Source organism: Nonomuraea glycinis, from assembly GCF_014646515.1.
In the GTDB taxonomy this organism is placed as follows: Bacteria; Actinomycetota; Actinomycetes; order Streptosporangiales; family Streptosporangiaceae; genus Nonomuraea; species Nonomuraea glycinis.
This window is the reverse complement of sequence record NZ_BMNK01000024.1, coordinates 134,384-146,504: the sequence shown is the minus strand read 5'-3', so window position 1 is coordinate 146,504 and position 12,121 is coordinate 134,384. Positions and strand designations below refer to the sequence as shown.

The window sequence follows — 12,121 nt, the reverse complement described above, 5'->3', positions numbered from 1 at the left end:
CACGCAATTCAACCTTCAGCCGAACCGCTCAGCCGACCACACCTTGATCACGAAAGATCGAGGCTAGAGCCGGCATCGATGTGCTCTGGGCGCCCGACGAGGAACTGAAAGCAACCATGAACCGGTATCTTTCTGAGCCTGCTGACACCTTGCGGACCGTGGACTTTCTCCAGTTCTCCGATGAAGAGGTCGATGACGTGGCTCCACGGCCGAATCGGGGCGAGCTTGAGCCTCCCACCCTCTTCTAGGCCGTGTTTCATAAGGCTCGCGATCCATCTGCTGGTCGGCGGGGTCCGGTTGAAGAGCCTGCGCTCACATCTGTCCACTAACGATCTGGCCCGGCTGTTCGCCGATGGTGGCCGTGCGGCGGGGCGGCCGTCGCCGTTGCCACAGGCGGAGAACGACGCGGTGGTGGAGGTGGAGCGGACGGCGAACAAGTACGGCATGGTCAGCCTGGCCGGCCGGTATCTGCTGGCGGCGGAGATCTTGGGCGGGCGTCGGGTCACCGTCCGGATCGAGGAGAACACGCTGATGTTCCTCGACCCCGACACCGCCGGCTGCTGCGCACCCGCCCGAACCCGCTGATCTGGGCCAAGTGCCTGCAACTGCGTGGCGCTCGCCCGGCGGGGCCGCCGCCGGTGCCGCAGCGGTCGCCGATCACGGTGCAGCGGCGCGCGAACGCCTTCGGCGTGATCACGGTGACCCGGCAGGCCGTCTCCCTTGGCCGCCTGCACGCCGGCCAGGTTGTCACCGTGCCCGTCAGCGACACCACGCTGACCATCGACCTGGACGAGGGGCCGCGCACGGTGCACCACACCACCGATCTTCCGATCCGCAACGTCAAGGTCATTGGCCGTACAAGGTCGACCATGTTCCGAGATCACCTGTCGTCCATGTCGTGGGACAGAAACGTCAGTCCTCTCATGGGACTAGACACGGGCTAACTGCTCTGTGTGCTGTCCCGGGACGTCATGATCCTTAGTCCTGGTCGTGCCTGGTGGATGCCTCGTTAAAGTCGTCGTCGCTGGGGTGGCTGACGAAGGTGCCCTTGCCCAGGACTGTGTAGAGAGTGCCGTCGGCGATGAGGGCGTTCAGCGCTCGGCGGGCTGTTCCTTTGGACACGCCGAGTTCGACTGCCAGGCGGGGTTCTCCGGGGACTGGCATGCCGGGTCGGTACTCGCCGGCTTCGATCCTGCGCTTGATCTCGTTGACGATCGCCTGCCAGCGCAGTTCATCGGGCTTGAAGTCCATAGTGTAACAATAGGAACCCAAAGGTTCCCATTCATTCCTAGGGGTTCCTGGTGGTACCCCTAGGCAGGACTAGGAAGGTTGTCGTAGCCTGTGGACATGCAGCAAACATCCGGCTACGACCTGGGCGCTCTGCGCGCTTCGTTCCCCGGCTGGTCCCTCTTCCAAAGCGACGCGGGCACCTTCTATGCGACGCGGTGCGACGTCCGGCTCAACGACGCGGAAATCAAGGCGGGCCTTCAGCAGACAGTGAGTGCTGACGACGTGGCGACATTCGAAGCGCTCCTGCACGAGCAGAGCCTGAAGGGGTGGCGTCGTGACCGATCCAGAGCCGTGTGACAACCAGCATCCCGCCACACCTTTGCCAGGGGCGAAGCCGATCGACTGGGAGCCGAGCTCATCCCGCGCGCTCCGAGTACGGGTCCGCGCACACACCTGCTCCTGTACGTTCCCGTACTTCGAGCTGTGCACGGCGGCTGGACTGTGGTTCGTCCGGCGCTACACGGCAAAGAGCCCGGCCGTCGTCGTCGAGAGCCCCTGGACATCCGCTCACGCTGCTCAGATCCTGTGGACGCAGATTTTGACTGGTCAGGCTCGGTGACCGTACACCGCCGCCCCTCGGTCGACGAATGCGCATGCGATCCGGGCGAGTAACCTCGGCAGACGTGACCTCATCCGCGTGAAAGCGGCAGACGAACAGCCCTTCATCGTGGGCGTGCAGGTCGGCCATGGTCTCGTCCCAAGCGCGCAACCGCTGAGCCGTGTCATCGTCCCCGCGCTCTCGGGAGCGCTGTTCGCACACCGCGCGCGACACCCACAGCAGAACCACCAGCCACGGCTCAGCGCCGACCAGACACCGGACGTCGGGGATGTTGCCCATGTGCACGATCGGCACCTGCCCGGTGTCGGTGATGCGCTCGACCTGGTGGCGGTCGACGGCGTAGACGTTGCCGTAGCGGCGGGTCTCGATCAGCAGCCGCCCGGCCGTGCGCAGTTCGGCGAAGCTGATGAACTCGTACTCGCTGCCCCGCCAGGTGCTGGCCTTGAGCTTGCGCAGCAGCACGAAGCGCGGGTCCAGCGCGGTCAGCGCGGCGGTCACTGGCGGTGCCCACGCTGGAGAACTCCGCCAGCTCCGCCCCGGCCGAACACCAACCCAAGTTGTTCGAACTGCTGGCCACGACCTACCAAGCTTGCTCAGCGTCACTGGCCAAGCTCGGCGAACCCGAAGCCGCATGGATCGCCGCCGATCGGGCCATCAACGCGGGCGAGCGGGCAGGCGACCCGCTGATGATGGCCGCCGGCGCCTTCCGGCTTGGCTTCGTCTTCCTCCGGGCACGCCACTTCGACCAGGCCGAGGAGACCGCCTCCATGAGGTAGCCGTCGCCGTGGAGCTGGGCGACGGCGGCCACGCACTACGCGTAGGAACCACGATCGACAAGGCCGCCCTGTCCAACGAACGACGCGCCCGGCTACATGTCGATCTCGCCCGCGCACACGCCCAACGACGTCAGATCGACGAAGCAGTGACCGCCCTGCTGGAAGCCGAGGCCATCACCCCCGAACAACTCCACAACCACCGAGTCGTACACCAACTCGTCTCCGACCTGCTGACGATGCGAGACCCGGCCTCCCCCGACCTACCCGGGCTGGCCGAGCGAGTGGGCGCGTAGCTCATCCGTCGAGAAGGCCAAGAGCCCACGAGCCGACTCCGACGGAAAGCGCATCACGATCACAGACTCCTTGGGCGTGGTGGAAGGCCAAGCCGTGTCACTGTCCCATGTCGCTGGGAACGTTGCTTGCACGCCTCACCCGCCGCCCATAGCATGACCGGCAACCACGGCTCAATAGACGCCGCGCATCGGGGATGTTGCCCGTGTGGACGATGGGCACCTGCCCGGCCTCGATGAACTGCTGGACCTGGTGGCAACCAACGGCATCGGCGTTGTCCTACCGGCAGATCTCAACCGGCAACCGTCCAACCGCATATAACTCGGCCAGCTTCAGAGCTAACGCCCTAGCGAAGCCCATGGGCGCCGCCAGGCGCGCCTGAGAAGACAGCCCGAGCGGAGCGAGGACCTTTGTGCGGGGCGGGCGTAGATGGTTCACCGCTCAGGTGGTCAGCGGGTGGGGGCGAAGGGTCAGCGGAGCCCCGTCTCCGGGAGGCGGGGCTCCGCGCGTCAACGTCTACTTCAACAACTGCCGGGCCATCACCATGCGCTGGATCTGGTTGGTGCCCTCGTAGATTTGGGTGATTTTGGCGTCGCGCATCATGCGCTCTACCGGGAAGTCCTGGGTGTAGCCGTACCCGCCCAGCAGCTGCACCGCGTCCGTGGTGATCTCCATGGCCGCGTCCGAGGCGGCGCACTTGGCCGCGCTGGACAGGAACGTGAGGTCCTTCTGGGGCTGGCCGTGCATGGCCAGCTCCGACTTGGCCGCCGCGTGGTACGTCAACTGCCTGGCCGCCTCCAGTTTCATGGCCATGTCGGCGATCATGAACTGCAGTCCCTGGAAGTCGGCGATGGCTCGGCCGAACTGCTTGCGCTCCTTGACGTAGCCGATGGCGTAGTCCAGGGCGCCCTGGGCGATGCCCAATGCCTGGGCGGCGATGGTGACCCGGGTGTGGTCGAGGGTCGCCAGGGCGGTCTTGAAGCCGGAGCCGGGTGCGCCGATCATCCGAGTCTCGGGGATGCGTACGTTGTCGAGGATCACCTGGCGGGTCGGCGAGGCCCTGATGCCGAGCTTCCGCTCCTTCGGCCCGAAAGACACGCCTTCATCGGACTTTTCCACGACAAAGGCGGAGATGCCACGAGCACCGGCGGCCGGGTCCGTCACCGCCATCAGCGTGTAGTACTCCGACACGCCCGCGTTCGTGATCCACATCTTCGCGCCGTTGAGGACATAGTGATCACCGTCACGCACCGCGCGGGTCTTCATCGCGGCGGCGTCCGACCCGGCCTCCGCCTCTGACAGCGCGTACGAGAACATCGCGTCCCCCCGGGCCACCGGCCCCAGGTAACGCGCCTTGACCTCCTCCGAGGCCGACAGCAGCAGCGGCACGGTGCCGAGCTTGTTGACCGCGGGGATCAGCGAGGACGAGGCGCAGGCCCGCGCCACCTCCTCGATCACGATCACGGCGGCCAGCGCGTCGCCCCCGGCTCCTCCGTACTGCTCGGGCACGTGAATGGCGTGCAGGTCAGTCGCGACGAGCGCCTTGTAGACGTCCCAGGGGAACTCCCCGGCCTCGTCCGCCTCGGCGGCACGTGGGGCGATCTTCTCGTCGGCGAGGGCCCTGACCGTTTCCCTGAGCATGTCATGCTCTTCGGCGGGCGCGTACAGAGGAAAGTCCATGCCTCGAATACTAGGACGTCCGACTACTTTGTTACCAGACAGTACCGTTTGTGCCCACCCCAAGGTGGCACGAAAGGAGGTAGCGGGGAGCCGGTAGCATTGCGCGATCGGAAGGAGCTCACTCGTGCCATATCGCCTCACGGTGATCGGGACCGGATACCTGGGCATCACCCATGCGGCGTGCATGGCGGACCTCGGTTACGACGTTCTGGGTCTTGACATCGATGCTGACAAGATCCGCCGGCTCAACAGCGGTGACCTCCCCATCCACGAGCCCGGGCTGGAGCCGGTGCTCCGCCGGGGGATCGAATCCGGCCGCCTGCGCTTCACCACCTCCTACGAAGAGGTCGCGGCCTTCGGCGACGTGCACTTCGTCTGCGTGGGCACTCCCCAGAAACGCGGCGAGTACGCCGCGGACGTGTCCTACATGGACAACGCGATCACGTCGCTGGCCCCCTTTCTGGACCGTGAGTGCCTGGTCGTCGGCAAGTCCACGGTGCCGGTGGGCACCGCCGAACGGCTGGCCGGCATCCTCACCCAGCTCGCGCCGGCCGGCGTCCAGGCCGAGCTGGCCTGGAACCCCGAGTTCCTGCGCGAGGGCTTCGCCGTGCAGGACACGCTCAACCCCGACCGCATCGTGCTCGGCGTCCGCACCGAGCGGGCCGAGAAGGTGCTGCGGGAGGTCTACGAGCCGCTGGGCGAGGTGCCCGTGGTCGTCACCGACTTCCCGACGGCCGAGCTGGTCAAGTCCGCCGCCAACTCCTTCCTCGCTACCAAGATCTCCTTCATCAACGCGATGGCCGAGGTCTGTGAGGCGGCCCACGCCGACGTGCAACAACTCTCGCTCGCCCTGTCCTACGACGACCGCATCGGCGGTCGTTTTCTCAACCCGGGCCTCGGCTTCGGCGGCGGCTGCCTGCCCAAGGACATCAGGGCGTTCATGGCCCGCGCGGGAGAGCTGGGTGCGGACCAGGCGCTGACGTTCCTGCGCGAGGTGGACATGATCAACATGCGCCGCCGCGCCCGTATGGTGGACCTGGCCCGGGAGCTGGCCGGCGGCTCCTTCCACGGCTGCACCGTGGGCGTGCTCGGCGCCGCCTTCAAGCCCAACTCCGACGACATCCGCGACTCCCCCGCGCTCGACGTGGCCGTCACCATCGGCCACCAGGGCGGTCAGGTCACCGTCTACGACCCGATCGCGCTCGACAACGCCCGCAAGGCCCACCCCGAGCTCAAGTACGGCGACTCCGCCGTCGAAGCGGTCCGTGGCGCGCACGTGGTGCTGCTGCTGACCGAGTGGCAGGAGTTCGTGGACCTCGACCCTGAGGAGCTCGGCGCGGTCGTCGCCACCCGCAGGATCGTCGACGGCCGCAACGCGCTCAACTCCGAGGCCTGGCGCTCAGCGGGCTGGCACTACCGCGCACTCGGCCGCCCGTAGCACCCCAAACCCGCCCATCCTGTACGGCGAAGCACCCGGCTCATCCAGGCGGCAGGTGGCGCACCCACTGGGTGAGCACCGGCCGGTACCCCTGGCGTGCCCAGAACGGCGCCGACAGCGGATTGGGCACCGCATGGTGAAGCACCGTCGTCGCCACCCCCGAGGCGTCGAGGTGCGCGTGCGCCACCGCCACCATCGCCGCGCCGACGCCCTGCCCGCGCACGGCGGGGTCGGCGTACATCGCGCTCAGGTAGGCGATCGGTGAGGTGGTGACGGCGGAGGCGACCCATCGCGCCCGCTGCGGCGGCTCCACCATGACGATGCCCGCCACCACGCCGTCCACCTCCGCGACCCAGCACCACGAGTCGTGCATCAGGGACCCCAGGCTCTCGGCGATCCCGTTCCGCGTCGACGGCCGCATGGTGACCCAGCCGAACTGGGCGTCGTAGGCCACCAGCGCCTCGTACAGGCGTGCGACGTCCCCCGTGTCGGCCTGGGTGGCGGCGCGCATCCGCACGCGGCCCACGGCGGCCGGCAGTCCGCTCCGGACCGCACCGCTCGGCCTGGCGGCGGTCACCACCATGGGGGCGAAACCGCGCATCGTCAGGGCGCGGACGGCGGCGGTGTCGCGGCTGGGCCACTGCACCGCCAGGGCCTTGTCGGGTCCCCTCTCGCCGCTGAGGCCGGCCAGCCACCGGTCGAGGAGCGCGCCCAGGGCCGCCTCGGGGTCCCGGCCGCCGACCCGGCCCCACAGGCGGTGAACGACCAGCGGGCTCCAGGTGGCGTTCATCGTGCCGGGGTCGAGCCGGTCGACCGAGGTGAGGCCGACGGCGTCGGCGACCTCGATCGCGCCCTCGTTCGGCCCGGGGGCGGGCAGCCCGACCTGCCCGCCCGCCAACGGGTCGACGGCGCGGACACGGGCGGCGTGAGCTGCGATCACCGGGTGCACAGCGGCCACGCTAGTCCTACGCACGACAGCGGAGAAGGGCCGGTCACCCCGACGAGGCCGCGTGAGCACAGGCGGAGAAAGGCCGGTCACCCCGACGAGGCCGCCGTGAGCTCAGGCGAGCACGGGCCGGTCAGCCCGACGAAGCCGCCGTGATCGCAGGCGAAGACGGGCCGGTCAGCCTGACGAGGTCAGCGTGGCGGCTTCGGCGCGCAGCCGCTCGCCCTTGGCGTGGGCCTGCTCCTTCAGCCGCACCTGGAACTCCTCCATGCGCGCGCGCAGCCCCGCGTCACTGGCCGCGAGGATGCGTACGGCCAGCAGTCCGGCGTTGCGGGCGCCGCCGACGGCCACGGTCGCCACCGGCACCCCGGCGGGCATCTGGACGATCGACAGCAGGGAGTCCATCCCGTCGAGGTACTTCAGCGGCACCGGCACGCCGATCACCGGCAGCGGTGTCACCGAGGCCAGCATGCCGGGCAGGTGCGCCGCGCCGCCCGCCCCCGCGATGATGACCTGGACGCCGCGCGAGGCCGCCTGCCGGCCGTACTCGATCATCTCGGCCGGCATCCGGTGCGCCGACACCACGTCGACCTCGAACGGCAGGTCGAACTCCGCGACGGCCTCGGCGGCCGCCCTCATCACGGGCCAGTCGGAGTCGCTGCCCATCACGATGCCGATCGTCACACGTACTCCCCGGTGGTCAGGTGGACGGCGGCGTGGCGGGCGCGGGCGCGTACCTCGTCGAGGTCGTCGCCGACGGCGGTGACGTGGCCGATCTTGCGGCCGGGGCGCACCTGCTTGCCGTAGAAGTGCACCTTGACGCCGGGGTCGTGAGCCATCACGTGCTCGTAGCGCTTGAACACGTCGGGGTCGTCGCCGCCGAGCAGGTTGACCATGACGACGACCGGCGCGGTCATCGTGGGCGAGCCGAGCGGCAGGTCGAGCACGGCGCGCAGGTGCTGCTCGAACTGGGAGGTGAGCGCGCCCTCGATCGTCCAGTGGCCGCTGTTGTGCGGGCGCATGGCCAGCTCGTTGACCAGCAGGCCGCCGGCCGTCTGGAACATCTCCACCGCCAGCAGCCCGGTCACGCCGAGCTCGTGCGCGATGTTCAGCGCCAGGCGCTGGGCCTGGGCGGCCTCCTCGGGGTCGAGCCCGGGCGCCGGGGCGAGCACCTCGACGCAGATGCCGTCCTGCTGCACGGTCTCCACGACGGGGTAGCTGACGCCCTGGTCGTGCGGCGAGCGGGCGACGAGCACGGCCAGCTCACGTTCGAACGGCACGAACGCCTCGGCCATCAGCGGAATCCCGGCGTCGAACGCCTCGGCGACCTCGGCCTCGGTGCGGCAGATCCAGACGCCGCGGCCGTCGTAGCCGCCCCTGACCGCCTTGAGCACCATCGGCCAGCCGTGCTCGGCGGCGAACGCGACCGCCCGCTCCACGTCGGGCACCCGGGCCCAGGCCGGGCACGGCGCGCCGATCGCGGTCAGCCGCTCGCGCATGACGGCCTTGTCCTGGGCGTGTACGAGCGCGTCGGCGCCCGGGTGCACCTGGACGCCGCCGGCCGTCAGGGCTCTGATGTGCTCGGTGGGGACGTGCTCGTGGTCGAACGTGATCGCGTCGCAGCCTTTGGCGAAATCGCGCAGATCGGACAGGTCACGGTAGTCGCCGAGGCGGGTGTCGACGATCACCCGGGCGGCGCTCTCGTCAGGGGTGTTGGCCAGCACGCGGAGCTCTATGCCGAGGGCGATCGCCGACTGCTGGGTCATCCTGGCGAGCTGACCGGCGCCGACCACGCCGACGACCGGTCCGATGGGGCTGAATGCGTTCACGTAAGGTGAGCATACCCGTCCGCTTCGAGGAGGGTTCGAGCGAGATTCCGGCATGTGTTCGTAGTGGCCGCCCGGGGCAGTAAGGTACCTCGGTACGCTGAAGTGGTGTCTAGGGGAAGGCCGAGTAGGAGACGTGCGGTTCCTGAAAAGCCTGTACCAGCGGTTCGCGGCCTTGGTTCATGAGCTGACCAAGTTCGGCACTATCGGCGCCGTCGCGTTCGTGATCGACACCGGCCTGTACAACCTGTTCCTGCTCGTTGTGGACTTGGGGCCGCTCACCTCCAAGGTGTACGCCACGGTCATCTCAGCGTCCTTCGCCTACGCGGGCAACCGCTTCTGGACGTTCCGGCACCGCGAGCAGAGCGGGCTGGGCCGCGAATACTTCCTGTTCTTCCTGCTCAACGGCATCGCCCTGTTGTTCGGCGTGCTGGTGATCGGCTTCACCACCTACACCCTCAAGCTGAACGACCCGGTGAGCCTCAACATCGCCAACATCATCGGGGTCGGCCTCGGCACCCTGTTCCGCTTCTGGTCGTACAAGAAGTGGGTGTTCCTGGAGGCGACCACGCCGATCCCGGCCGAGTTGCCCGAGGCCGGGATCAGGCAGGACCGCTGACCACCCGCCGGCCGTTGTCGTCGGCCGGCCGTAGGAAGATCGCGAACTTCGCGGGGCGCCGCCGTACCAGCTCGAGCCGTCCGCCGTCGGCGGCGGCCAGGGCGCGGGCGAGCGTCAGGCCGAGGCCGGTGCCGCCGCCTCCGCTCACGCTGCGCTCGAAGATCTTGGGCGCCAGGTCGTCCGGGATGCCCGCCCCCTCGTCGGAGACCTCGATCACCACGTACTTGTCGCCGCAGGACGTCGTCACCGTGACGGTGCCGCCGCCGTGGCGCAGGGAGTTCTCCAGGAGCGTGGCGATGACCTGGCCGAACCCCCCGGTGGTCGCCAGGGCCTTGAGGTCGCGGGTGCCCGCGAGCACCAAGGTGCGGCCCACGCCGCGGAAGACCGGCTGCCACTCGGTCACCTGCTGGATGAGCACCTCGTCGAGGGCGACCGGCTCCGCCTGAGCGTGGCGCTGCCTGCGGGCCGCGGCGAGCAGCTCGTCGATCACGGCGGTGAGCCGCTCGGCCTGCACGATGGCGGCCTCGCCCTCCTCGCGCACCACCTCGGGGTGCTCGGAGGCCGCGACGATCTCCTCCAGCCGCATGGTGAGCCCGGTCAGCGGGGTGCGCAGCTGGTGGGAGGCGTCGGTGGCGAACTCGCGCTCGCGGGTGAGCAGGTCGGAGATGCGGGTGGCGCTGCGGTCCAGGACCTCGGCGACCTGGTCGAGCTCGGGGATGCCGTAGCGATGCTTGCTCGGCCGGGCGTCGCCCGAGCCGAGCCGTTCGGCGATCCCGGCCAGGTCCAGCAGGGGGAGTGTGAGCCGGCGGGACTGCACGATGGCCAGTCCCACCGCTACCGCGAGAGCCGCGACGGCCAGGGCCACGATCAGCAGCAGGCGGGCGTAGACGTCCTGCTCGATCTGGGCCCGGTCGCGGCTCACCCGGACGAATATGCCGCTGTCGGACTCGGCGTCCTCCGTCATCTGCTCCCCGGAAGGCGGCGGGGTGCCGACGATGGTGGCCTTGGGCGGGTTACCTCGTTCGAATATCTGGATGTATCGGTCCGGGTATTTCTGTTCCAGTTGCTTGGGATCGAGCGGCGTCTCCTGGATGCGGGCATACTCCACCTCCCCCACCAGGCGGGTCGCCTCCGCCCTGAGCTCCTGTGCGGCCTCGTCGACGATCAGCCGGCCGACCACGATGCCGAGCGGCACCCCGAGCAGCAGGACGGCGATGACCGCGACGACCAGGGTGGAGGAGAGCAGGCGTCGGCGCATGCGCCTACTCGCGTTCGAAGCGGAAGCCGACTCCTCGGACCGTGGTGATGTAGCGGGGCTTGGCCGCGTCGTCGCCCAGTTTGCGGCGCAGCCACGAGATGTGCATGTCGAGTGTCTTGGTGGAGCCCCACCAGTTGGTGTCCCACACCTCTCTCATGATCTGCTCGCGAGTGACCACCTTGCCCGCGTCGCGGACCAGGACTCTGAGCAGGTCGAATTCCTTGGTGGTCAGGTGCAGCTCCTTCTCTCCCATCCAGGCGCGGCGGGAGTCGGCGTCGATGCGGACCCCCTGCACCACCGGGGTCTCGGAGGTGCCGCGGCGCAGCAGCGCCCGCACCCTGGCTAGTAGTTCGGCGAGCCGGAACGGCTTGGTGACGTAGTCGTCGGCGCCGGCGTCGAGGCCGACGACGGTGTCCACCTCGTCGACGCGGGCGGTGAGGATCAGCACCGGGGTGCCGTGCCCTTCGGCACGAATCCGGCGGGCCACCTCCAGGCCGTCCATCTCAGGCAGGCCAAGGTCAAGAACGATGAGGTCGATGCCCCCCGACAGAGCCCTCTCGAGGGCCTGCGGGCCGTCGGGGCTCACCTCAACCTGATAGCCCTCTCGGCGCAACGCACGCGCGAGCGGCTCGGAAATCGAGGTGTCATCCTCGGCGAGAAGTACGCAGGTCATGAAGCGATCGTAGGACCTTAGGGGATCGTTTCCCGGGCACAGCGCACGGTTTGACTCGTCGTTGACCTATCCATTGACCTGGCCAAACACGGCTAAACATCGGTTAGTCGTGATTAAAGTACCGCGATCATCGCGGGGAAAAGCAGACGTGACCATGCCCGGGGGTGACAAGCCCAACCCTCCCGCCGGGCGTGTCGGAACCCCGAAAGCACGTCAGCCCGCCTGATAGAGCGCGAAACGCTCCAACCAGGACGGGCCTCGGGGCGGGAAATCAGTCCGCGGAGGGCGGCTCGGCGTAGCGGGCGAGGTAGAGCTGCTCCCCCAGGGTCTCGATGAGCCCCAGCTCGGTCTCGAGGTAGTCGATGTGCTTCTCCTCGTCCTCCAGGATCTCCTCGAAGATCCGGGCGGAGGTGACATCGCCCTTCTCCCTCATCAACGCGATGCCCGGCCGCAGCCGCTGCACCACCGAAAGCTCGACCTCCAGGTCGGCACGGAGCTGCTCACGGACCGTCTGGCCGATGTGCAGGGTGCCGAGCCGCTGATAGTTGGGCAGCCCCTCCAGAAAGAGGATGCGGTCGGTGAGCCGTTCGGCGTGACGCATCTCGTCGATCGACTCGTCGCGGGTATAGTCGGCGAGCTTGGTGTATCCCCAGTTCTGCTGCATCTTGGCGTGCAGAAAGTACTGGTTGATCGCCGTGAGCTCGGCCGTCAACTGCTCATTGAGCAGCTCAATGATCTGCTTGTCGCCCTGCATGAACGGGCCCC

At 68.5% G+C, this 12,121-nt stretch carries 16 protein-coding genes; 7 read left to right on the top strand and 9 right to left on the bottom strand.

The genetic code is table 11. The annotated features are described in order from the left end of the window. The first annotated feature begins 297 nt into the window (after window positions 1-297). The gene (locus IEY87_RS42540) at window positions 298-585 is read left to right on the top strand and encodes a hypothetical protein (protein WP_189144572.1); all 288 of its coding nucleotides are present in this window, start codon (window positions 298-300) and stop codon (window positions 583-585) included. Window positions 586-638: 53 nt separating this feature from the next. Further along, the gene (locus IEY87_RS42535; RefSeq protein ID WP_189144571.1) at window positions 639-944 is read left to right on the top strand and encodes a hypothetical protein; all 306 of its coding nucleotides are present in this window, start codon (window positions 639-641) and stop codon (window positions 942-944) included. 34 nt (window positions 945-978) lie between these two features. On the opposite strand, the gene IEY87_RS42530 is transcribed toward IEY87_RS42535, so the two are convergent. After that, window positions 979-1,251 (bottom strand): GntR family transcriptional regulator, encoded by a 273-nt coding sequence (locus IEY87_RS42530; protein WP_189144570.1) that lies wholly within the window; start codon window positions 1,249-1,251, stop codon window positions 979-981. 96 nt (window positions 1,252-1,347) lie between these two features. Between IEY87_RS42530 and IEY87_RS42525 the strand changes: the two genes are divergently transcribed. After that, window positions 1,348-1,587: a hypothetical protein gene (locus IEY87_RS42525; protein ID WP_189144569.1), complete on the top strand. Its 240-nt coding sequence runs from the start codon at window positions 1,348-1,350 to the stop codon at window positions 1,585-1,587. Between the two features lie 58 nt (window positions 1,588-1,645). Here the strand turns inward: IEY87_RS42525 and IEY87_RS42520 are convergent, their stop codons facing one another. Beyond that, entirely contained in the window at window positions 1,646-2,347 is a 702-nt protein-coding gene (locus IEY87_RS42520; protein WP_189144568.1) for a hypothetical protein, read from the bottom strand. Between the two features lie 5 nt (window positions 2,348-2,352). On the opposite strand from IEY87_RS42520, the gene IEY87_RS46445 reads away from it, so the two are divergent. Beyond that, a complete protein-coding gene (locus IEY87_RS46445; RefSeq protein WP_225278195.1) occupies window positions 2,353-2,625 on the top strand; it encodes a hypothetical protein in 273 nt (90 codons plus the stop codon). A gap of 8 nt (window positions 2,626-2,633) precedes the next feature. Continuing rightward, entirely contained in the window at window positions 2,634-2,918 is a 285-nt protein-coding gene (locus IEY87_RS46440) for a hypothetical protein (protein ID WP_225278194.1), read from the top strand. 514 nt (window positions 2,919-3,432) lie between these two features. Here IEY87_RS46440 and IEY87_RS42510 read toward each other — a convergent pair. After that, the gene (locus tag IEY87_RS42510) at window positions 3,433-4,596 is read right to left on the bottom strand and encodes an acyl-CoA dehydrogenase family protein (protein WP_189144567.1); all 1,164 of its coding nucleotides are present in this window, start codon (window positions 4,594-4,596) and stop codon (window positions 3,433-3,435) included. 124 nt (window positions 4,597-4,720) lie between these two features. Here IEY87_RS42510 and IEY87_RS42505 point away from each other — a divergent pair, with 124 nt between their 5' ends. Further along, window positions 4,721-6,034 (top strand): UDP-glucose dehydrogenase family protein, encoded by a 1,314-nt coding sequence (locus tag IEY87_RS42505; RefSeq protein WP_189144566.1) that lies wholly within the window; start codon window positions 4,721-4,723, stop codon window positions 6,032-6,034. 40 nt (window positions 6,035-6,074) lie between these two features. Here IEY87_RS42505 and IEY87_RS42500 read toward each other — a convergent pair whose 3' ends face one another. From IEY87_RS42500 to IEY87_RS42490, 3 genes are all read right to left on the bottom strand, one after another. Continuing rightward, window positions 6,075-6,983, bottom strand: coding sequence for a GNAT family N-acetyltransferase (locus IEY87_RS42500; RefSeq protein WP_189144565.1), 909 nt, complete (start codon window positions 6,981-6,983; stop codon window positions 6,075-6,077). Window positions 6,984-7,157: 174 nt separating this feature from the next. Continuing rightward, complete coding sequence (purE, locus tag IEY87_RS42495; RefSeq protein ID WP_189144581.1) at window positions 7,158-7,646, bottom strand: 5-(carboxyamino)imidazole ribonucleotide mutase; 489 nt, start codon at window positions 7,644-7,646, stop codon at window positions 7,158-7,160. Window positions 7,647-7,660: 14 nt separating this feature from the next. Then, entirely contained in the window at window positions 7,661-8,809 is a 1,149-nt protein-coding gene (locus IEY87_RS42490; protein WP_225278193.1) for a 5-(carboxyamino)imidazole ribonucleotide synthase, read from the bottom strand. Between the two features lie 133 nt (window positions 8,810-8,942). Between IEY87_RS42490 and IEY87_RS42485 the strand changes: the two genes are divergently transcribed. Then, window positions 8,943-9,425, top strand: coding sequence for a GtrA family protein (locus IEY87_RS42485; RefSeq protein WP_189144563.1), 483 nt, complete (start codon window positions 8,943-8,945; stop codon window positions 9,423-9,425). Here IEY87_RS42485 and IEY87_RS42480 read toward each other — a convergent pair. The 3 genes from IEY87_RS42480 to bfr all read right to left on the bottom strand — a co-directional run bounded on the left by IEY87_RS42480 (window position 9,409) and on the right by bfr (window position 12,110). Next, window positions 9,409-10,683, bottom strand: a complete 1,275-nt coding sequence (locus IEY87_RS42480) for an ATP-binding protein (RefSeq protein ID WP_189144562.1) — start codon at window positions 10,681-10,683, stop codon at window positions 9,409-9,411. The two genes, IEY87_RS42485 and IEY87_RS42480, sit on opposite strands and share 17 nt — an antisense overlap. A gap of 4 nt (window positions 10,684-10,687) precedes the next feature. After that, window positions 10,688-11,356 (bottom strand): response regulator transcription factor, encoded by a 669-nt coding sequence (locus tag IEY87_RS42475; RefSeq protein ID WP_043620820.1) that lies wholly within the window; start codon window positions 11,354-11,356, stop codon window positions 10,688-10,690. A 271-nt stretch (window positions 11,357-11,627) separates the two neighbouring features. After that, entirely contained in the window at window positions 11,628-12,110 is a 483-nt protein-coding gene (bfr, locus tag IEY87_RS42470; protein ID WP_189144561.1) for a bacterioferritin, read from the bottom strand. Between the last annotated feature and the right edge of the window lie 11 nt (window positions 12,111-12,121).

What these genes read in the sequence shown, in the direction of transcription:
- IEY87_RS42525 (WP_189144569.1), top strand. Translation starts at nt 1,348, where the DNA reads ATGCAGCAAACATCCGGCTACGACCTGGGCGCTCTGCGCGCTTCGTTC.
- bfr (WP_189144561.1), bottom strand. Translation starts at nt 12,110, where the DNA reads ATGCAGGGCGACAAGCAGATCATTGAGCTGCTCAATGAGCAGTTGACG.
- IEY87_RS42530 (WP_189144570.1), bottom strand. Translation starts at nt 1,251, where the DNA reads ATGGACTTCAAGCCCGATGAACTGCGCTGGCAGGCGATCGTCAACGAG.
- IEY87_RS42480 (WP_189144562.1), bottom strand. Translation starts at nt 10,683, where the DNA reads ATGCGCCGACGCCTGCTCTCCTCCACCCTGGTCGTCGCGGTCATCGCC.
- IEY87_RS42475 (WP_043620820.1), bottom strand. Translation starts at nt 11,356, where the DNA reads ATGACCTGCGTACTTCTCGCCGAGGATGACACCTCGATTTCCGAGCCG.
- IEY87_RS42510 (WP_189144567.1), bottom strand. Translation starts at nt 4,596, where the DNA reads ATGGACTTTCCTCTGTACGCGCCCGCCGAAGAGCATGACATGCTCAGG.
- purE (WP_189144581.1), bottom strand. Translation starts at nt 7,646, where the DNA reads ATGGGCAGCGACTCCGACTGGCCCGTGATGAGGGCGGCCGCCGAGGCC.